Below are 20,472 nucleotides of genomic sequence, written 5' to 3'. Positions count from 1 at the left end.
ACTGTCTTATTTATCTGTATAACGCTTTAAGTTGAAATGTGCTGCAAAAATACGATTATTTCGCGAAAAAAATGCCGAAACGTTTGCAGATTTGAAAATGATTCGTACCTTTGCAGCGCTTTAAGAGAAAAGCACTATTGAAAAATAGTTTTGGAGAGGTGGCAGAGTGGTCGATTGCGGCGGTCTTGAAAACCGTTGTACTGCGAGGTACCCGGGGTTCGAATCCCTGTCTCTCCGCTGAACGTGCTGGACAGAAATGGTCAGCAAACGGACAAAAAGCTACAAATCAATGATTTGTGGCTTTTTTTATTGCCCGAAAGTCCTGCTTCCAAGACTTCAAAAGTACGGTAAAAGACAAAGTTTCGTTACTAAATCGTTACCTATTCCCCGCCGGACAAAAACGGTAACGATTTGTCCATAAATGACCTGATAATGACTTGATTAGTCCATAGTCTGCATAACTCGAAAACGAGAGGTAAAAATTAATTTTGCAACTAAAAAAAGTGAGTTATGAAATCGACATTCAAGGTTCTTTTTTATTTGAAGAAAGGTTCTGAAAAGAAAAACGGCGAGGTTATGATTATGGCACGCATCACCATAGACGGCAAACTTTGCCAGTTCAGTACGAAACAGAGCATCCAGCCCGACAACTGGAGCATTACTGCGGGCAAAGCCAAAGGCAGGGATGCCGGGAGGATAAACGCCCTTTTGGACGACATACGTTCTTCCCTGAATACCATTTACCACGAAATGCAGCGGCGTGACAATTACGTGACCGCCGAGAAAGTGAAAAACGAGTTCTTGGGACACAGCGAGAGCCACGAAACAATCCTTTCATTGTTCCAAAAGCACAATGACGATGTGAAGCAGCTTGTAGGCATATCCAAGACGATAGCGACCTACCGCAAGTATGAAGTGACCCGCCGCCACCTCGCTGAATTTATCCAAAGCAAGTACAACGTATCGGACATATCCATAAAGGAGATAAGCCCGATGTTCATTACCGATTTTGAGTTGTATTTGCGTACCGCCTGCAAGTGCGGCTACAACACCACCGCCAAGTTCATGCAGTTCTTCAAGCGTATCATCATCATCGCCCGTAACAACGGCATACTGGTGGGCGACCCTTTCGCCAGCTACAAAATCCGGCTGGAAAAAGTGGACAGGGGTTATCTGACAGAGGACGAGATTAAAATTATCCTTAAAAAGAAAATGGTTTCCGAACGGCTGGAACACGTCAGGGACTTGTTCGTCTTTTCCTGTTTCTGCGGTCTGGCATACAGCGATGTCGCCAATTTGCGGCAGGAGAATATCCAAAAGTCTTTTGACGGCAACCTTTGGATAATCACCAAGCGGGTAAAGACCAACACGGACGTGAATGTCCCCCTGCTGGATATTCCCAAGATGATTTTGAAGAAGTACAAGGGCAAGTTGCCGGACGGCAAGATACTTCCCGTAATCAGCAATCAGAAGCTAAACGCCTACTTGAAAGAGATTGCCGATATATGCGGTATTAAAAAGAACCTGACATTCCACCTTGCCCGGCACACGTTCGCCACGACCACCACGCTGTCAAAGGGCGTACCCATTGAAACGGTGTCCAAGATGCTGGGACACACAAACATAGAAACTACGCAAATCTACGCCCGCATCACCAACAGCAAGATAGGCAGCGATATGCAGGGGCTTGACAAGAAGTTTGTCGGCATTGAGAAGATTTACAAGGAAGTTGCCATGTAATCTTGATTATATGGAACTGGTCACAATTTGTGACCAGTCCTTACTATTATTCCAACATTGCTAAATCTCCTAAAATATACGATTATGGATTTGCAGATTATCCAAAACAAGATTTTTGAGGTCAGAAGTTGCCGGGTGATGCTCGATTATCATTTGGCAGAACTCTACCAAGTGGAAACACGAGCCTTGAAGCAGGCGGTCAAGCGCAATATCGAGCGTTTTCCGGGTGATTTTATGTTTGTACTCACCCAAGAGGAAGCTAACTTGCTGTTATCCATAGGGGTATCACAAAATGTGATACCCCCTGCTTACAACTTCGGCGTTGCTATGCCTATGGCTTTCACCGAGCAGGGCGTAGCCATGCTTTCTTCGGTTCTCCGCTCCAAAGTAGCCATAGAAGTAAACATTTCAATCATGCGGGCTTTTGTCCTCATGCGCCAAATGGCAATCGGTTACGAGGAACTGTCAAGGCGCATCGAGGAACTGGAGGTAAGCACCGATGCGCAGTTCAACGAACTGTACCAAGCCCTTACCCAGCTTTTGAGCCAGTCGAAACAACAGAAAGAACGCCGTCCGGTAGGTTTCGTTACCTATAACCGTGGCAAGAACGAATAGGTAACGATTTCGGTAACGAAATTCCACTTAATAACCTATATCCCAGCATTGTACATTCTTCCACCTTGCGGGCAGTCTACCGACTACCCGCATTTTTTATATCCTTTTCCAACTGGCACATTTCCCGAAACGCCAGCCGTGCGTGGCATGGCTGACTGTATTTCGTGAAAAGAGCCGTTGGAAACCCGCACAAGCGTATTGCAAGCAAGCTCACAACACCCTTGCCTTTCCCGCCCGCATGGAGTGTTCCCTAAAAGATGAAAGAGAACAGGCACTTTTCCCCAGTTTCCCTATTTGTAAATCTTCCTCTTACGCAGTCCCCCAGCCGGGACAGTCGTTTTAATCATTTCAATAGGCAAAGGTAGTTACGTGTTCTTCACGATTTTGCAAGGTCGAGCCGTTCCGGTTTGGCGAAAAAATCTTCCCTGCCTTGCGAGGTATTTTTTGCCCAAAACCTTGCAAACTCTAAACACTACCCTTTTACGCCTATGTGAAACGAAAACGACCGACCCGACCGGAAGACGCATAAAAAAAAAGTCGGATTTACGGGAAACAGGAAAAAAATTCAGTGAAACTTCAACTCCCTCACCTCTCAAATCCGCATAAAATTAAAAACTTAAAAAATTACAGCAATATGGAAGCAAAGGTATTATCGGAAGCAAAAGTTTATGTAGGCACTTATGCCAAGTACAACAACGGTTCATTGTCCGGCGCATGGCTCGACCTTTCGGACTATTCGGACAAGGAAGAATTTTATGAAGCCTGCCGGGAACTTCACAAGGACGAGGAAGATGCGGAATACATGTTTCAGGACTGGGAGAACGTGCCGGAGGGCTTAATCGGCGAAAGCTGGATTTCTGAAAACTTCTTCGCCCTGCGTGATGCGGTGGAGGATTTGAGCGACACCGAGCAGGAAGCCTTTTTCGTGTGGTGCAACTATAAAAGCCATGATTTGGGCGAGGAAGATGCGGACGACCTTGTACGTGATTTCCGGGACGAGTATCTGGGTCAATATGACGATGAAGAAGATTTCGCCTATGAAATTATCGAGGAATGCTACGACCTGCCGGAGTTCGCAAAGACCTATTTCGATTATGAAAAGTTCGCCCGTGACCTTTTTATGTGCGATTACTGGTTTGATGACGGTTTTGTGTTCCGTGCGGCATAACAACCAATCCGGGCGGGGTGTCAAAGCCCTGCCCGTTAAAAACGACCAAGCGATGAAACGGAAAAGCATTTATAAAATCCTTTGGCGGGTGTTGCTGCTCTGCCTTGCATGGCGGTTTACCAGCGTAGCCGGAGCAGGCACGGCGATAACGGCGTATATCGTGTTTTGTGCCGCCCGTTTCCTGCTCCGGGTCTGCCTTTCAGCCCTTTATGCGCTGGGCGTGGCTCTGCTTTTCCTGCTGTTGCTTTCTTTACTGATATTATAACCATTAAAAAAAATAGAACATCATGCAGTCACTTAACAAAAACGGGGTAAGCATTACCCAAACACCGGGAGAAGAAAAGTTCGTGAAATGCTGTTTAGGGGCTTTCAGGGGACAAATTTATTATCAATATGACTACCGCCACACGGACGGCGAACTTTTCAGCACGGTAGCCAAAACGCTGGACGAGTGCCGCCGCAGGCGTGACGAATGGATAGCGAAGAAGAACGGAGTAATAAACAAGTAAATTTTAGGGACATGAAAACAACAGAAGTAAACAAGGAGCTTATCGGCAGGCGTTGCGAGTGCATTTTTACGGGCTTAATGGTAACGGGCGTTATCGAGGACACAGAAGAAAACGAACACACCATAGAGGTAAAAGTCCGTTTCGACCACCCGCACCAGTGGGGCGATGATTTGTATAATGATGTGTGGGCGTGGGGGCGCAAAATAGACGAGTTCGGCACGCTGCACCATTTGCAACTGTTGGAGGATAAACCGGACTTTCAGATAATGACGGTAGTTTTCGGCGAACCAATCAGCCGGATAGACCGCAGTGTTTTTGAAGATGTTGCAACGTGGGGTGTCTGTTCCCTGCAAGGCTGGGTAAACAGCTATGAAAGTGTCCGGTTTGTAGCTATAGACGACCATACGGCAATCATCACGGGCGAATATAACATGGAGCAGGTAAAGGTGTGGTTAGAGAAATACACGTCCATAAAGAGCCTTAAAACCAGTTGATAGAAAACGGCGGCTGCTTGCCGCCGTTACTTTCTTCCGTGAGCCTGCCAGCGGGTGAAGAAAGTAACAAAGAAGCCTTTCGTTTTCCCTATCATGGAAACATCCCGCCGATGCTTCCCGGCGGGATGTCTGCCCGATATTTACGCTTTGCGTATCATTCCATACCCGGTTTCCCAAGAGGATGATAAAAACGAATGTCGCAACTATAAATCCTCATAGTGAATAAATTTTACACCAAGTATGCACACGGTTTCTTCTTCCTCGATGTCATATTTCCATGTCCGTTTATTGACAAGCATTTCCGTGTCGCAATCGAACCATTCCATTACAGGCGCATCATCTTCTTCGTCCGCCCATTTGAAAACCTGATTGGACGGCGTTTTCCATAATTCAGCACTGTCACGTTCGGAAATACAGTCCTTGTCCATAATGATGATGTCACCTACTGCCGGAACTGTATCTGTTTCCAACGTGGTTTCTATGTACCACGAGATGCCTTCTATATCCAATTCTATTTTTACCATGTCGTTTTATTATTAGGGGGTTATTGTTTCCGTTTCTTCTTCGCTGTTGTCATTATTAAATGATAGTGTAAGTTGCTGCATCTGCCCGAAGCTGTCGATGATATAAATGTCAATCGTCTGCTGGTCGGTCGATGCCGAGGTGTAGTAGAGCCAGAACGTTTCTTTCTCCAGCGGGTAGAGGTCATTGGGCAGGAACACCGTGCCGTTATCCATTTCCAGCTTCCCTTTGCCGTCCGGCTGGAAATACCTTATCTGATAGGTAGTCGGCTGGTAATAGCCGCCACGCACCAGTCGGCAGCGTATTTCGGCGGTTTCCCCGACTTTCAGCCTTTTGGGTACTGGCAGTGTTTCGATGCTGAACGGGTACGCCTGCTGAATATCCAAGTTGTCATTACAGGCGGTGACAAGCACGAGGGCGGCCACGATGTAGCAGCCCATGATGATTTTATACATTACATTCTTCATATACATTATTATATAGCGGTCAGTTGATAATGAATTTCAGTCCCAAAGATACCTGCGTGTGGAACTTGCCTATGTCCGAGCCGAACAACGCCCGTTCCCTTGCACTGACAAGCAAGGCTATCCGGTCGGTCAGGTAGGCTTCCAGTTCCAGCGTCAGCGCACCGCCGTAGATGAAGCAATCCTTATCCAGCAAGGTAGAGCCGTCCGGCAGCAGCTTTTCGCTTCGGTTGCTTGTTTCGTACCCGGCGAGAGCCGACAATCCCAATGAAAGGAAAAAAGTCTTTCGCCTGTCCGATAGGAATTTCAGGTAATAGCCGCCCTCTGCGGTGAACTGTTCTACGGGTATCTGCATATCCTTGTAGTCATACTTCTTGTGCAGGTATTCGCCGCCAATCACCCAGCGGTTGGCGTTCTTGGTGTAAACGCTGTACGCCGCCCCGATGTGGTAGGCAAAATCCGTGTCGGAGTTCCAATGCACCCCGTCCGCCATGCCCGCCGTGACTTGCAAGCCTTTCATGCCCGGCAGGTATCTTTGCGCATGTGCCTGAAACGAGGTCAGGCACAGCGCAAAGAGCATCATTATAAAGATGTGTCTTTTCATTCCCTATTTGATTTTTAGTTCGTCAATCACTTCTGCGTTCACGATGTCGGCGTTCTCCACCCGTATGGTCTGATGCCGCCCGCCGTTCTTCTCGTAGAGTTCCACGACCAGCAGCTTGTCGTCAGGAATGGTGAACTTCGGCAGGGCGTACACCGTGCGCACGGTACTTTTTCCTGCAATCTCTATCACCTCGTTGTAGCTACGTACCGCATCCAGCACCGTTTCCTGAATAGCCGTGCGCTTGGGTACTTTCTTATCGGTTATCTTAAACTTGATGAAGTCGGTATCGAAAGGCACGTTGGAACTGTTCTTTGTCTGCGTGTGTACATAGAGCATCCCGTTATAGGTGTAAATCCCCTTGATTAAGAACTGTATGCCGAAACGCTTGCTACCCAAGTGGCGCACTTTCCGGTCATTGTTCTTGTAGATGCTCTGCATTATCAGTTTCACCAATAGCGGGCTTTCATTCCCCAGTTCCCGGAAATAGATGTTCATCCGGGTATGTGAGAAGTCGGACGTATCTTCATTCTCCAAGAAGTCTTTCATTTCGATGTTGAGCATTTCCGGTTCACGGGCGTACTTGGCGTTGAACGAAAAGAAACTGCCGTCCTCGCAGATAACGGAGAAGTTCGTTTCTCCCGGAAAGCCCTCTGTCGTGGCTTTCACCCTGATTACGTTCTCCGCACCGTCCGCCTTGCCCGCTATGATATGGTTGCTTCCCAAATCGACATAGCGGACGGCGGCGGGGAAGATGATATGCACCGTCTTGGCAAAGGTCACTTCCACGCCGTAGGGCGTAACCATTTGGCGGTACGGGAGTTTCCGGGTAATCCCCCGGTACAAGTCGTTGCCAGCCGCATACTTCACGGTGTCAGTGGTTTGTGCGTTTGCCGCACACACGCCCAGCAAGAGGGCGAACATTACAAAAATCTGTTTCATTGCTAATTGAAATTTTAACGGTTGATAAAATGGTTATTGTTGTTTGGCGTAAAGCATCACCCTGTACCCGGCTTTCAGCTTCACTTTCACGGTTCGGAACTTCTTGGCGAGGTAGCCGGACGTTCCTTGCAGCAATCCCCTTGTCACGTCCATAGCCACCTGCTGCCCGGCACTTTGGGCAAAGGAAATGCTTGTACCCAGCCCGCTTCCGATATTCGCCATAGCTTCGTTGAACGCTTCCTGCTCCATAGAGGACGGGACGGACAGCCCCTTTTGCCCGTCCGTGTCGAACACGGCGAGTTCCACCGGGATGATGTTGCCAGCGTACTCAATCGAGGACACCAGTATGTCGAGCCGCTCGCCCTGCACCTTTGCCGTCCCCGCCACGAGGGTATTCTTCGGCACGACTATGTTCCCCGCCTGCATGGGTTCGAGCAGCCGTAGTTTCACCGCCTGCCCGTCCGTCAAGGTTTGGTCTTGGTGGATGCAGGCGGCTACCGTGTTCTTTCCCATAGCGTACCCCGTGCCTACTGCCGTGTTGAAGCCGTAGTTTCGTGGCTGGCTGTAAGCCCGGATGAAGTCGGCATCGCTCATGGGCTGCCGCAATCCCGAAACGGTCGTTTCCCTGACAGCCTGCACCGCCACCGCATCCGGCTTGCGGTCAATGTCGCCCGTTACCGGGACTTGTGCGACTTGTCCCTGCCCGCCGTTCATGTACTTTGCCGCCAGCTCGTAGGACTTTTCCAAGAGTGCCATTTGGTCGTCAGCGGTGGGTGTGGCGTTCTGTTGTTGCAGCCTATCGGTCAGTTCCGCTACCTGCCGCTTCAAGTCCTCTTTTTCCTCGTCCACCGCCGGAGTTTCATAGAACGTGCTTAACTGGCGGTTGATGTCCCGGTAAGCGTATGCCGAAGAAGCACCGCCGCCCCTTTGGGGCTTCGCATCCTCTTCCGGCATCAGGTCGATTTCCGCTTGCGGTTCTTCCGCTTCATCGTTCCCGGTGAAACCGAAGTCCTGCAAGGACTGTATCTTCTCCTGCTGCCTGCGGCTTATCATCGCCTGTTCGTAAGCCTTTTGCTTGTCGGCTATAATCCCGTCCTCTGCGGGCAGGGGTATGTCGGCGTTGAAGCCGCCCACGCTTTCCACGTTCACGTCCTCTTTGCCGGAGGGTGCGAATATCAGGTACATGCACCCGGCAAAGGCAAGGAACATCAGCGGGAAGACTATCATTTTCCTGCGCTGCTGCACCTGCTGCGGGGTAAGTTCCCGTTTGGGTTTATCTTCCTTTTTCGGCTTCCCGTCCGCCTGCGGTACGGTCGTGCCGTTCTCATTCTTCTGTACTTCTTCCATATTGCGGTCTGTTTAAGGGGTTGATACTTTTGGTTGTGTCGTTGCCGTGCAACGGCAGTTGCCTGATGTGTTCTATTTGCAGCCGCCTGCCGTCCCGCTTCCCGATGTTGTAGATTGATGAAACGGTAATGTAGATAGACAAGCCGCCAAGGAAGAAGAACATCACGAGGATAACCGCCAGCCTTTTGCCCGGCGTAATCCGTCCGCACATTCGGCGCAGGCGGTCGTCCGCCCAGTCCCGCACCTTTCCGATGTAGTTTCGTTTTCTTTCCATAAGGCTATCTCTTAATGGTCTGCAAATCCTTGTTCTCGGTAATGGTGAACGCTTCGATGATGAAGCCGTGCGGGTTGTTGTCGCTCCGTGTGGCGTTGAGCAGGCGGCACGAGGTCACAAGGCTTCGCACCGTCAGGCTGCTTTCCCGGACAATCAACTGGCGGGCATACGTGTTCACCTTGTAGGGGTACTGGTCGAAGTCGCACTTCACGCTGTCAATCTCCACCGTCTGCGTGACGTTTCCGGAAATCACCCGGTTGTAGTAGCCCTTTTCCGCCAAGTCCTTGTAATAGTTGAAAGCGGTCTTGTCGGCGAGGAACAGCGAGCGTTTGATGTTGCTTTCGATAGCCCCCTTGTCGGGTGAGAGCGTGAAGAAAAGTTCGTGGAAACGCCGCACGTGCGACTTGGCTTCCACGGGTCTGTTCTGCGCCATGTCCTGCGAGAGTGCCAGCATCAGGCTTTTGCCGTTGTCGAGGACGTATATCTTCTGCCGCTGCTTTTCGGCGAAGCTGTACGAGTTCCACACGGCAAAGCCCGTCACCAGTGCGCACAGGCAGATGAATACCAGCGCAAAGAGCCTGATTTGCCGGAAACTCGTTTCGATGTTCGTTAATGACTTAAATTCCATATACTAAATATTGATGTTGGTTATTTGAGTAGTTTCCCGGTTACTTTCCCGCTTGCCGCACCGACCGCCGCCCCGGCGATTGACCCAGCCCGTGCCACGTTGCGGTTATAGGCAGACGTACCGCCAGCCGACACTATCCAGCTTGCCACCGTTGGAATGGTGAAGTAGCCCACGATGCCGATAATCATAAAGATTACATACACGGTGCTGCTCCCGTCAGGAATGAAATTCGGGTCTGAAAGCTGCTCGATGTCTTTTTGTAGCATCAGGGTTTGTATGCGTGCCAGCACGCTGCTGAACAAGTCCGACACGGGTAGCCACAGGTAAATGGATATATAGCGTGAAATCCACTGGGTCAGCGTGCTTTGGAAACCGTCATAGACGGAAATCGCAAACGCCAGCGGACCCAGTATGCTTAACACGATTAGGAAGAACGTGCGCAGCGTGTCTATAATCAGCCCCGCCGCCTGAAAGAGCATTTCCAGCAGTTCCCTGAACCAGTCCCGGACGGACTTCTTTATATTGTACGCCGCCCTGTCCATATACATACCCGTCATAGTTACCATATCGGAGGGCGACCAGCCCAGTTCTTCCAGTTGCCTGTCAAATTCCTCGTCCGAAGCGAGGTAAGCCGTTTCGGGGCTACGCATCAGGGCTTCATATTCCAGTCGGTCTTTCTGTGCCCGGTATTCGTTCATGTCGAAAGTCTGCGTTTCCATAAGTTGGTTGCACCCTTTCACCACTGGCGACAATACCGTGTTGATAGTCCCCAGCACGAACGTGGGAAAGAACATGATGCACAGCCCCAGCGCAAAGGGACGCAGGAGCGGGTACACGTCTATGGGTTCGGCACGTGCGAGCGACTGCCACACTTTGGCGGCTACATAGAACAGCGCACCCAGCCCGGCTATTCCTTTGGCTACCCCCGTCATGTTGCTGCACAAGGGCATCATTTCATCGTACAGCACCCGCAACACTTGGTGCAGGTTGTCAAAATCCACCGCTGCTAATAACATAGGCATACCGATTTATATGTTACCAGTAGCGTTCATCCGCCGAGCCGTAAAGAGCCAGCACCCGGTCTGTGTCGTTCTTCTTCTTTGCCCGCAGGTAGGACACGGATATGTTCTTTCGGGTGTAGTAGTTCACGAGGTTGCGGTAGTTGAGCAGGCTTTTGTAGGCGTTGTTGATTACCGCCAGCCTTTCGGCATCCGTCAGCGACATACCCGTCACGTTCACTACATTCTTCAAGTCCTGCAACACGTCCGCACTTTCGGAGAGCAGCTTGGCATACCCGGCTGAAATGGCGGTGAGTTCATCCGGCGTGTAGTTCGGGTCAGCCAGCATGTTCTGGTAGTTTCGCACGTAGATTTCGGATATTTCCGCCACCAGTTCAATGGACTTCTTCACCTTGATGCCGCCCTTGACAACATCGTGTACCGCTTTGAGCGCATCGTAATAGACTTTTCCCTGCTGGAAAATCTTCTGCGCTTCCATGAAGCCGTCCAGCGTGTTTTTGGCTGTGGTGGAAGTCTGCACTATCTGCTTGGTGGTGTTGATGATGCCCTGTGCCAAATTGCCGGGGTCTGACACCACCCACTGTGCGGATGCGTTGCCGATGAAGCAAAGGCATACCGCCATAAGGAGAATTGTTCTTTTCATGTTCCTGATTTTTAAGTTGTTGATGATTGGGGATTACGTTTGCTTTCTGCAAGCCTCTTGATAGCCAGTTCAAGGTTGCCGCCCAGCTTGTCGGCAAGTGCGAACAGTTCCATTTTCTCGCTTTCCTCTGTCGTGAAGGTGTAATATTCTTCCAATGAAACTTCTGTGGCGTACACCGCCGACTGCGTGCCGCCCAGCGAGAAGAAAACTTCCTTGTACTTCCGTCCGGGGTGGTTCGCCATGTTGATAGACAATATCTGCGAACGCTCCTTGTCGGTCAGTCCCAAGAGGTTCTGTATGCTGTCAAACTTGTTGAGATATTTTCTTTGGTCTAACAGGATTTTGCAGTCCGAGTTATTGATGATACTCTCTTTCACGATAGGGGAAGAAATAATATCCTCAATCTCTTGCGTGACTACAATCGCTTCCCCGAAATATTTTCGGACGGTTTTGTAGAGGTAGCGGATATAGTCCGCCATGTTCGCCGATGCAATCGCTTTCCACGCTTCCTCGATTAGTATTAACTTCCTTATTCCCTTTAACTTGCGCATCTTGTTTATAAAGGCTTCCATGATGATGATAGTCGTTACCGGGAATAAAATCTTGTGGTCTTTGATGTTGTCCAACTCAAAGACAATGAAGCGTTTGTGCAACAAATCCAGTTCCTTGTCGGAGTTCAGCAGGTAGTCGTACTCACCGCCACGATAGTACGGTTCAAGCACGTTCAGGAAATTGTTTATGTCAAAATCCTTTTCCCTGACGTTCTTCTGTTCAAGCTGTCGGCGGTAATCATCCCGGACAAACTCGTAGAACGTGTTGAAGCAGGGCGTTACCGAACGGTCTTTGCCTGTCAGTTCGATATAGGCACTCACGGCGTTTGACAACGCCACTTCTTCCGACCGCTTCGGGGCTTCATCATCCCGCTTCCACAGGGTGAGTATAAGGGTCTTGATGCTCTCTTTCTTCTCTATGTCGAATACCCCGTCCTCGACATAGAACGGGTTGAACGCTATCGGGTTCTCGTTGGTGTAGGTGAAATAAATCCCGTCCTCGCCGTGCGTGCGGTTGTGGATAAGCTGGGACAGCCCCAAGTAACTGTTACCCGTATCTACCAGCAGCACGTGCGCCCCCTGCTCGTAATACTGACGCACCATGTGGTTGGTAAAGAAAGACTTACCCGACCCGCTCGGCCCAAGTATGAACTTGTTGCGGTTGGTCGTGATGCCTTTCTTCATGGGCAAATCCGATATGTCGATATGCAGCGGGCGACCGCTCACCCTGTCCACCATTTTGATGCCGAACGGCGAAAGCGAACTCTTGTAGTTCGTTTCTTCCACGAACAGGCAGAGAGCCTGCCCCAAGAACGTGTAGAAACTTTCCTCTGCGGGGAAGTCCGCTTCGTTTCCGGGTATGCCCGCCCAAAAGAGCGTGGGCGTATCGACCGTGTTGTGGCGTGGCTTGCACTCCATTAGCGCAAGCTGGCTTCCCACATCGTTGCGTATGCGTTTGAGTTCTTCCCGGTCGTCACTCCATGCCATGACGTTGCAGTGGCAGCGCACCGATACAAGCCCCTTGCTGTGCGCTTCGTTCAGGTACTCGTCTATCCATTCCTTGTTCACTTGGTTGGCACGGGAATAACGGGAGAGCGATTGCATGTTCCGGGCGGTCTGCTCGAAGTTCTTCAGGTTTTCGGCGTGGTCGTCTATGAAGATGAACTGGTTATAGACGTGGTTGCACGACAACAGCACGCCCACCGGGGCGGCGAATGACAGTCGGCAGTCGCTCCGGTCAGTGGACAGCTTCTCAAACCGTGTGTCCGTCCCGACCTTTCCGGGCAAATCTTCCACGTCCGAAAGCGTGTGCAGGCACAGTATGTCGTCCCCGACACGCATTTCTTCCGGGTACAGCCCGATGTCTTTCAGGCAGGTGGTATCTGTCTGCGATAGCGAGAAGTATTTCTCAATGATGCCCGCCTTTCCGTCCTGCCCGGTGATTTCCGATGCCGCCAGCCGGGTAAGGGTGACAAACCCGCTGTCGTTCATAATCCTTTCAAACTGCCCGACCGCTTCGATGAACTTTGCCGCCGCTTCCTTGTCGGCTATCTCCTGCGGTACAATCCTGCCCCGGCATAGGGTGGAGAAGTCGCTCTGTCGGCGGCTTCTCTCCCTTGTCGTCTTTGTCAGGAACAGGTAGCAGTAATGGTTCAGGAACGGGCGTTCATTGAAGTGCCGTTCAAAGGAGCGGCTTAAAAAACTAAGCTCGTCCCTTTCCGTGTCGGGCTGGTAGTTCTCCTTGATGAAGAAGTCCTGCTTGTGTACTATGGAGTAGTCGGGCAGCACCTTGATTGCCTTGTACCATGCCGAATGTATGGCTTCGTACTCGGCACTGGTGACGGTGAACAGTTCGGGCAGTTCCACCCTGAAAGCCACCGTTATGTCCGCATCCTTTGAAATGATGCAGCCGTTCTCCACCGCCAAAAGGGGGAATTTCCTTTCCAGCGTGGTAGCCTTTAACATATTTCTCATGGTCTTTCTTCCTTTCTTTTTTTGTAGGTGAATAATCGGGGTATCGCCTTTCGGCTGATAATGAAGCGTGGATGCCGTTTGCGTGCGGCGGCTTTCATCAGCCCGTGCGTGCCGTACTTGGCGTTGAGCCGGAACGTCTGCCACACGAGCAGCAGCGAAGCCGACACGATGAAACCGATACATAGCCACTGGTTCACGCCCGCCATGAACAGGACGATGAACACCACGAAGACGGCGAGCAAGCCGCCGCAAAAGATAAAGAGGTACTGGCTTTTCAGCCCCTTGAACTCCACGGGCTTCCCGATACCCCTGTTTACCTGATATTTTTCGGGCTTAGCCCTCAACAACTCGTCAGACATAGCCGCAGGTTTAGAGGAAGAACGAGCGCAGGATAGTGGCGGCTACAATCAGGAAGATGCACGCCCCGAACCAACTGGCGGCGGTCTTTGAGGTGTCGGGGTCGCCGCTTGAAAACTTGTTATATACTTTTACCCCGCCAATCAAGCCGCAGACCGCCCCGATTGCGTACACCAGTTTTGTTCCGGGGTCGAAATACCCGGTGATTAGGTTCGTGGCTTCGGTGATGCCCGCCTGCCCGTTTCCTTGTGCGTAGGCACTTACCACGGCGGCAAGTATAGCCGCCGACAAGAAGATTTTCTTTCTCATTGTGATTTGTTTTTAATGCCGGGCGGCGGGTGGATAGTCCGCCTTTCCCGGCTGGTGAATAATTTGAAATTTTAGTGGTCGGGGATAGTCCCGTTTGTCTGTTTGGTTTTCAGGTTGCCAATCAACCGTAATCACGCTGTTTCATGCTGTCAGGCTTATACATTATTATATTATAGGAAATCGTTCATGTCGAACGCTTCGTGTTCCTTGCTTTTATTGCCAGCTTCGGCAGGGACAGCAGCCGCAGCCAGTTCCGCTTCGTTGCGTCCCAGCAGTTCCGCCACCTTTGCCAGCCCGCCGTTGATGTTCTCCACCACCGCATCGTAGAGGTTCGTCCCCTCAATCCTTGCCAGTGTCCCGGCGGCTTGCCGCTGTTCCGTTTCGGTGGGGTTGTCGGCGTTCGCCGTGCGTACCGCTTCGCCCAGTTCGTCAAAGCTCACGCCCGTAGCCCGCCCGGTATCATCGTCACCGTCCATGTACCCGGCTATTTCCTCGTCCTCGTAGTCGGGTTCGTCATTCTCGTAACCGGGCGTTTCTTCCGGCAGTCCGTCAGCCTGCGGCGCAAAAATAGTATCATTTTCAGCCGCTTGCGGGAGGTGTCCCGATTTGTCCTGCGCTGTCTGAAATTGTCCGCTCTTGTATCGGCTTTCACCTATCAGCGTGTAGCCTGAAACCCCGTTTCGTGGAAGCGGCGCATCATCCGTTTTGCCCGGTGATGTCCGGCTGTCCGTGTAGCGATACCACAGCCACAGGGCGATGTAGTACACCAAAAGCCCGGTAAGTATGCAATAGATTACCATAGTCAGACAGGCTTTTGGAAGTGGCTTTCGTACAGGGTGTTTATCTCGTCTTGGTACTGCTCGAAGTGGCGCAGCAGAATGTTTTCCACGTAGCTGCTTACCGTCACCTTTCGCCCGCCTATCACCGTCACGATACGCATCAGCTTCTCATGCGTGGTTCGGCTCACGTACAAGGGCTGTCGGTCTGCCAGTTCCACTTTCTGAAAGTAGGTTTCCCGGTAGTCGCCCGAACCGCCCTTGCGCTTGCGGGGTGTCGGTTTCTCTACTTGCACTGTTTCAGCCTGCCGTCCCTCGTGGGCGGTTTCCGTTTCGCTGCCGGGCTGCGGTTCATCATCCGGCTGGCTCTCCCGCTTGGCGGGTACACCCTGCGAGATAAGTTCCCGCATAAAATCCTCGTCTATCTTCGGCATCCCGCCGCTTTGCTTTGCCATATCATTTTAATTTGATGTAGTACACTATTTCGGTTATCAGTTCTTCCAAGTTGCTTCCCCTTACCAACGGGCGGCTGGCGGGAAAGAGCGTGGAGCGGAACACCGCCTTTTTATCCGCCACCAGTTCCTTTTTGTAGCGTTTGGTATCGGGGATAAAGGTTTTCATCAGCGGCAGTTCCAGTTCCTTAATGGTCTTGTCGTAGGCGGTGTAAAGGTCTGTTTTCTCCCTACCGTCCACCATGTTCCAAAAGAGGTACAGCCCTGCAAGTCGGCAGGCTTCATTCTTCACTAATAGCTTTTGGATAGCCATTGCGAACGACAGGCTGCTTTCCAGCACCACCTTGTCGGCTGAAATGGGGGTGAAAATGTAGTCCATGCCCGCAAGGGAGTTTATCACGCCCTCGCTGTTCACCGTGCCGGGCAGGTCGAAAAACACTATATCCGGCACGTGTCCGGCGGCTATATATCCGTCAGCCGTTGCAATCGCCTTTTCGGGCGAACTGCACAGTACCGGGTAGGCTTTCTTCCCCAGCCGGGTGAACTGTTCATACGCCATGCGCTTGTAATCTTCATCCGCCCCGACCTGCTCGGCATCCCGCTTGCGCATCCCGGCAATGGAGTGCTGGGGGTAGTCGCAATCGACCACCGCCACATTGTAGCCTTTGAGGTAGTATAGGTAACTCGCCGCCAGCACGGTAAAGGTGGTTTTGCCGACCCCGCCCTTTTGTGTGGAAAAGGCGACATAAAGGGGTGTTTTCTCGTTTTCCATATTGCTTCCGTTCATTATTGGTTGATAGATTTGTTTATTGCTTTCAATCATTCTTTCCATATTGCAATCTTGAAATATTGAAAGACTGTTTTATTTCAATCTTGTTTTCCTGCTTTCATTCTTTCTTGAAATATTGAAATCCTGCAATCATGTTTTATTGAAATCCTGCTTTCAATCATTCTTTCCTGATTGGAATATTTCTTTCAATCTTGCTTTCAATATTGAAATCCGATGCAAAAAAAGGGAGAAAAAACGTCCCCTGAAAACCTTGTCCCGATTTGTCCTGCGCTGTCCCGTTTTGTCCACCAACCACCTATTTTACAGCATTATAAATCACCGTTACTTTGCAGCGGAGTAACGAACCGCAGGGGGCGCAGGTGTAAAACAGGGCTGGTGAATGGCTGGGCTTACCGTTCCACGCTAACCCCAATCCGTCCGTGACGGATTTCGATTTTCGTCAGAAAATAGCAAGGTGTGTTTTGTAGCATACAAAACCGTTTTCCGTGCCTGAAAACGCCTTGCCCCTTGCGGGGGTAAAAATCACTCCGAAGTCGTAATTTTTTAATCCAAAGAAGCATGGAAACAAGAAGAACCAACAAGGGCGGTCGCCCCGCCCTCGCAGACCCGGCGAAGCATCGCCATGTCCTTTACCTGAACGACCGGGAGAACGCCCGTTTCCTCTCGCAGTGGGAGCAGTCGGGCGTCACGAGCAAGTCCCGGTTCATCGCTGCCCGACTATTCGGCGAGCCGTTCCGGGTGGTGAAAGTGGATAAGTCGGCGGTCGAGTATTGCGCCCGGCTGACCGAATTTTACGCCCAGTTCAGAGCCGTGGCGGTCAATTATAACCAAGTTGTAAAGGCGTTGCATAGCAATTTTTCGGAGAAAAAGGCACTGGCTTTTCTCTATAAACTGGAAAAGGCGACCACTGAATTATCTATGTTAAACCGTCAGGTTATCGACCTGACAAACGAGTGCAAGGAACTATGGTTGCCAAAATAAGCACTGGCGGCAATATGTTCGGCGCACTGGCGTACAACCAAAACAAGGTGGACAGCGAGGAAGCAAAGGTGCTTTTTTCCAACAAAATGCTGTTGAGCGAGGACGGGAATTTCTCTATCGGCGAGTGTATGCGCAGCTTTGAAATGCAGATGCCCGTCCAGCTTTCCACCAAGAAGCCGATACTTCATATTTCCATAAACCCGCACCCGGAAGACGTGCTGACCGACCAGCAGCTTTCCGACATCGCACGGGAGTATATGCGGAAGTTGGGCTATGGCGACCAGCCTTATTTGGTGTACAAGCATACCGACATCGACCGCCACCATATCCACATCGTGGGGTTGCGGGTGGACGAGAACGGCAGACCGCTGAATGACAGGTTCGAGCATCGGCGCAGCAAGCAAATCACCCGTGAACTGGAAAAGAAATACGGGCTGCACCCGGCAGAGCGAAAGGAACGTGCCGAACGTCCGGAACTTAAAAAGGTGGACTATGCCGCCGGGGACGTGAAGCACCAAATCGGCAACACCGTGAAAGCGGCTTGTTACGGCTACCGCTTCCAGTCGTTCGGGGAATATAAGGCTTTGCTTGCCGCTTACAACGTGTGCGCCGAGGAAGTCAAAGGCGAGATAAACGGCAAGCCCTATCAGGGCATTGTCTATTCCGCCATGAACGACAAGGGCGAAAAGACAGGCAACCCGGTAAAGGCTTCCCGCATCGGCAAGTCGGTAGGTTATGAAGCGGTGCAGCGCAGAATGGAGAAATCGGGCGAAGCAATCAAGAACGGGAAATTGAAAGAACGCACCCGGAAGATTGTAGCCAATGCCATGCAGACCGCCCACAGCCGCAAGGAACTGGAACAGCAGCTAAGGAAGCGGGGCATTGACGTGGTATTCCGTCAGAACGACAGCGGGCGCATCTATGGCGTTACGTTCATCGACCATGACAGCCGGGTGGTGCTGAACGGTTCACGCTTGGGCAAGGAGTATTCGGCGAACGTGTTCAACGAACGTTTTTCGGGCGAAACCGGAAAGATACACCAGCCCGAAGTGGCAGCACCGCAGCAAGACCAGCCCACGCATCAGGAACAGCAGGGCTTCACGCCGAAAGCCGACATCGTTTCGGGCGTGGCTTCCGTGCTGGGTGCTTTCGGCGGTTTGCTGGGCGGCGGTGCATCAGGCGGTGACGAGCCGCAGGACACCGCCCGCCAAAAGAGAAAGAAGAAAAAGAAGCGCACAAGGCACATCGACTAACTTAAAAACATACAATTATGCAGCAAGAGGATGATTTGAGAGGGCTTGCAAGGGTCATGGACTTTATGCGGGCTGTCAGTATTCTATTCGTGGGAATAAACGTGTACTGGTTCTGTTACTCCACCCTGAAAGAATGGGGAGTGACCTTTGAAGTGATAGACAAGATACTGTGGAACTTCCAGCGCACCACCGGGCTGTTCTCGTCCGTTCTTTGGACAAAACTTTTTGCGGTGGTGTTCCTCGCCCTGTCGTGCATCGGCACTAAGGGCGTGAAAGAGGAAAAGATAACGTGGACGAAGATACATTGCAGCCTTGCGGCGGGTGTCGTGTTGTTTTTCCTGAACTGGTGGCTGCTGGAACTTCCGCTGCCACATACGGCGGATGCCGTGTTTTATATCGCCACGCTTTCGGTGGGCTATATCTGTATGCTCATGGCGGGTACGTGGATGTCCCGGTTGTTGAAAAACAACCTCATGGATGATGTCTTTAATACCGAGAACGAAAGTTTCCAGCAGGAAACAAGGCTTATCGAGAACGAGTATTCGGTAAATCTGCCTACCCGGTTCTACTATAAGAAGAAGTGGAACAATGGCTATATTAACGTTGTAAACGTTTTTCGTGCGAGCATCGTGTTAGGAACGCCGGGCAGCGGGAAGTCATACGCAGTAGTAAATAATTACATAAAACAGCAAATCGAGAAAGGTTTTGCGCTCTACCTGTATGATTATAAGTTTCCTGACCTTTCGGAAATCGCTTACAATCATTTACTTAACCACTTGGACGGCTACAAGGTTAAGCCGAAATTTTACGTTATCAATTTTGACGACCCACGCAAGAGCCACCGATGCAACCCGATAAATGCCAGCTTCATGTCGGACATTGCGGATGCCTACGAAGCAAGCTACACGATAATGCTTAACCTCAATCGAAGTTGGATAAGCAAGCAGGGCGATTTCTTCGTGGAAAGTCCGATTATCCTTTTGGCGGCTATAATTTGGTATCTCCGTATCTATCAAGGCGGTAAGTATTGCACGTTCCCCCATGCCATAGAACTGTTGAACAAGAAATACGCCGATGTATTCACCATTTTGCGCAGCTACCCCGAACTGGAAAATTACCTTTCCCCGTTCGTAGATGCTTGGGAATCGGACGCCCAAGAACAGTTGCAGGGGCAGATTGCCAGTGCGAAAATCCCGCTTTCAAGGATGATTTCACCCGCCCTTTACTGGGTTATGACAGGTGATGATTTTTCACTGGACATCAACAACCCGAAAGAGCCTAAAATCTTGGTTGTCGGCAACAATCCTGACCGCCAAAATATCTACTCGGCAGCATTGGGACTGTATAATTCCCGTATCGTGAAGCTGATAAACAAGAAAGGTCAGCTTAAAAGTTCGGTGATTATAGACGAGTTGCCAACGATTTATTTTCGTGGACTTGACAATTTGATTGCTACGGCACGAAGCAACAAGGTAGCGGTTCTGCTGGGCTTTCAGGATTACAGCCAGCTTACCCGTGACTACGGGGACAAGGAAAGCCGGGTAATCCAAAATACTGTGGGCAACGTGTTCAGCGGTCAGGTAGTCGGTGAAACGGCGAAAATCCTTTCCGAGCGTTTCGGAAAGGTGTTGCAGAAACGGCAGAGCATGACAATCAACCAACGGGAAAAATCCACCTCGATAAGCACCCAAATGGACAGCCTGATACCCGCCAGCAAAATATCCAACCTCACGCAAGGTATGTTCGTGGGGGCAATAGCGGACAATTTCGATGAACGGATAGAGCAGAAGATTTTCCACTGTGAAATCGTGGTGGACAATGAAAAGGTGAAGCGGGAAACCGCCCGTTACGTGAAGTTGCCGCAGATTATCGACTTCACCGACAAGGACGGCAACGACCGGATGCAGGAGGAGATACAAGCCAACTATGACCGCATCCGTCAGGAAGTCAGGCAGATAGTCGAGGACGAGATAACCCGGATTAAGAACGACCCGGAGTTATGCCACTTGATTAAGGAGGAAGAATAGCTATATATAATAATGTATGGAGTGAAGAACAGCCGA

24 protein-coding genes and 1 tRNA gene are annotated in these 20,472 nt (G+C 50.8%); 10 read left to right on the top strand and 15 right to left on the bottom strand.

What is annotated here, in order from left to right; genetic code table 11:
• Positions 1-152: 152 nt before the first annotated feature.
• From JZY04_RS18980 to JZY04_RS18950, 7 genes are all read left to right on the top strand, one after another.
• Positions 153-237, top strand: a tRNA-Ser gene (locus tag JZY04_RS18980).
• Positions 238-510: 273 nt separating this feature from the next.
• Entirely contained in the window at positions 511-1,740 is a 1,230-nt protein-coding gene (locus tag JZY04_RS18975) for a site-specific integrase (protein WP_007478215.1), read from the top strand.
• Between the two features lie 84 nt (positions 1,741-1,824).
• On the top strand, positions 1,825-2,355 hold the full coding sequence (locus tag JZY04_RS18970; RefSeq protein WP_032536632.1) for an ORF6N domain-containing protein: 531 nt from the start codon (positions 1,825-1,827) through the stop codon (positions 2,353-2,355).
• Between the two features lie 634 nt (positions 2,356-2,989).
• On the top strand, positions 2,990-3,523 hold the full coding sequence (locus JZY04_RS18965; RefSeq protein ID WP_007754113.1) for an antirestriction protein ArdA: 534 nt from the start codon (positions 2,990-2,992) through the stop codon (positions 3,521-3,523).
• Between the two features lie 52 nt (positions 3,524-3,575).
• Entirely contained in the window at positions 3,576-3,788 is a 213-nt protein-coding gene (locus JZY04_RS18960) for a hypothetical protein (RefSeq protein ID WP_007754115.1), read from the top strand.
• 22 nt (positions 3,789-3,810) lie between these two features.
• On the top strand, positions 3,811-4,032 hold the full coding sequence (locus JZY04_RS18955; RefSeq protein ID WP_007754116.1) for a DUF3873 domain-containing protein: 222 nt from the start codon (positions 3,811-3,813) through the stop codon (positions 4,030-4,032).
• Between the two features lie 11 nt (positions 4,033-4,043).
• Complete coding sequence (locus JZY04_RS18950) at positions 4,044-4,526, top strand: hypothetical protein (protein ID WP_028728958.1); 483 nt, start codon at positions 4,044-4,046, stop codon at positions 4,524-4,526.
• Between the two features lie 203 nt (positions 4,527-4,729).
• On the opposite strand, the gene JZY04_RS18945 is transcribed toward JZY04_RS18950, so the two are convergent.
• The 15 genes from JZY04_RS18945 to JZY04_RS18875 form a co-directional block, all read right to left on the bottom strand.
• Positions 4,730-5,050 (bottom strand): hypothetical protein, encoded by a 321-nt coding sequence (locus tag JZY04_RS18945; protein ID WP_007754121.1) that lies wholly within the window; start codon positions 5,048-5,050, stop codon positions 4,730-4,732.
• Positions 5,051-5,062: 12 nt separating this feature from the next.
• Positions 5,063-5,521 (bottom strand): DUF3872 domain-containing protein, encoded by a 459-nt coding sequence (locus JZY04_RS18940; RefSeq protein WP_007754124.1) that lies wholly within the window; start codon positions 5,519-5,521, stop codon positions 5,063-5,065.
• A 13-nt stretch (positions 5,522-5,534) separates the two neighbouring features.
• Positions 5,535-6,116, bottom strand: coding sequence for a conjugal transfer protein TraO (locus JZY04_RS18935; protein ID WP_007754126.1), 582 nt, complete (start codon positions 6,114-6,116; stop codon positions 5,535-5,537).
• A 3-nt stretch (positions 6,117-6,119) separates the two neighbouring features.
• Entirely contained in the window at positions 6,120-7,055 is a 936-nt protein-coding gene (gene traN, locus JZY04_RS18930) for a conjugative transposon protein TraN (protein ID WP_007754128.1), read from the bottom strand.
• 33 nt (positions 7,056-7,088) lie between these two features.
• Positions 7,089-8,402 carry a conjugative transposon protein TraM gene (gene traM, locus JZY04_RS18925; RefSeq protein WP_007754131.1) on the bottom strand — a complete coding sequence of 438 codons (1,314 nt, stop codon included), beginning with the start codon at positions 8,400-8,402 and terminating at the stop codon, positions 7,089-7,091.
• On the bottom strand, positions 8,380-8,676 hold the full coding sequence (locus JZY04_RS18920) for a TraL conjugative transposon family protein (protein ID WP_007754134.1): 297 nt from the start codon (positions 8,674-8,676) through the stop codon (positions 8,380-8,382). Before JZY04_RS18920 ends, traM begins: the two co-directional genes overlap by 23 nt.
• A gap of 4 nt (positions 8,677-8,680) precedes the next feature.
• A complete protein-coding gene (gene traK / locus JZY04_RS18915) occupies positions 8,681-9,304 on the bottom strand; it encodes a conjugative transposon protein TraK (RefSeq protein WP_004325451.1) in 624 nt (207 codons plus the stop codon).
• 20 nt (positions 9,305-9,324) lie between these two features.
• A complete protein-coding gene (traJ, locus tag JZY04_RS18910; RefSeq protein WP_028728967.1) occupies positions 9,325-10,320 on the bottom strand; it encodes a conjugative transposon protein TraJ in 996 nt (331 codons plus the stop codon).
• Between the two features lie 19 nt (positions 10,321-10,339).
• Complete coding sequence (locus JZY04_RS18905) at positions 10,340-10,966, bottom strand: DUF4141 domain-containing protein (protein ID WP_007566703.1); 627 nt, start codon at positions 10,964-10,966, stop codon at positions 10,340-10,342.
• Positions 10,967-10,977: 11 nt separating this feature from the next.
• Positions 10,978-13,491: a TraG family conjugative transposon ATPase gene (locus JZY04_RS18900; RefSeq protein WP_007566701.1), complete on the bottom strand. Its 2,514-nt coding sequence runs from the start codon at positions 13,489-13,491 to the stop codon at positions 10,978-10,980.
• Positions 13,488-13,850 carry a DUF4133 domain-containing protein gene (locus tag JZY04_RS18895; RefSeq protein ID WP_007566699.1) on the bottom strand — a complete coding sequence of 121 codons (363 nt, stop codon included), beginning with the start codon at positions 13,848-13,850 and terminating at the stop codon, positions 13,488-13,490. The genes JZY04_RS18900 and JZY04_RS18895 overlap by 4 nt, the downstream gene beginning before the upstream one ends.
• A gap of 10 nt (positions 13,851-13,860) precedes the next feature.
• The gene (locus tag JZY04_RS18890; protein ID WP_004308755.1) at positions 13,861-14,157 is read right to left on the bottom strand and encodes a DUF4134 domain-containing protein; all 297 of its coding nucleotides are present in this window, start codon (positions 14,155-14,157) and stop codon (positions 13,861-13,863) included.
• 170 nt (positions 14,158-14,327) lie between these two features.
• Positions 14,328-14,957: a hypothetical protein gene (locus tag JZY04_RS18885; RefSeq protein WP_007478186.1), complete on the bottom strand. Its 630-nt coding sequence runs from the start codon at positions 14,955-14,957 to the stop codon at positions 14,328-14,330.
• Positions 14,958-14,959: 2 nt separating this feature from the next.
• Positions 14,960-15,388, bottom strand: coding sequence for a DUF3408 domain-containing protein (locus JZY04_RS18880; protein WP_007478184.1), 429 nt, complete (start codon positions 15,386-15,388; stop codon positions 14,960-14,962).
• A gap of 1 nt (position 15,389) precedes the next feature.
• The gene (locus tag JZY04_RS18875; protein ID WP_028728951.1) at positions 15,390-16,172 is read right to left on the bottom strand and encodes a ParA family protein; all 783 of its coding nucleotides are present in this window, start codon (positions 16,170-16,172) and stop codon (positions 15,390-15,392) included.
• A 561-nt stretch (positions 16,173-16,733) separates the two neighbouring features.
• Between JZY04_RS18875 and mobA the strand changes: the two genes are divergently transcribed.
• Genes mobA through mobC form a run of 3 tightly spaced genes read left to right on the top strand, consistent with a single transcriptional unit; the run spans position 16,734 to position 20,436 of the window.
• The gene (gene mobA, locus JZY04_RS18870; protein WP_032535946.1) at positions 16,734-17,156 is read left to right on the top strand and encodes a conjugal transfer protein MobA; all 423 of its coding nucleotides are present in this window, start codon (positions 16,734-16,736) and stop codon (positions 17,154-17,156) included.
• Positions 17,141-18,409 carry a conjugal transfer protein MobB gene (mobB, locus tag JZY04_RS18865; protein ID WP_080714515.1) on the top strand — a complete coding sequence of 423 codons (1,269 nt, stop codon included), beginning with the start codon at positions 17,141-17,143 and terminating at the stop codon, positions 18,407-18,409. Before mobA ends, mobB begins: the two co-directional genes overlap by 16 nt.
• A 17-nt stretch (positions 18,410-18,426) precedes the next feature.
• A complete protein-coding gene (gene mobC, locus JZY04_RS18860; protein WP_032535948.1) occupies positions 18,427-20,436 on the top strand; it encodes a conjugal transfer protein MobC in 2,010 nt (669 codons plus the stop codon).
• Positions 20,437-20,472: the final 36 nt, after the last annotated feature.

Source organism: Bacteroides sp. 11BF, assembly GCF_019633765.1.
Classification (GTDB): Bacteria; Bacteroidota; Bacteroidia; order Bacteroidales; family Bacteroidaceae; genus Bacteroides; species Bacteroides hominis.
Note: the sequence above shows the minus strand (reverse complement) of the source record. Positions and strands in the feature narration are given on the sequence as shown.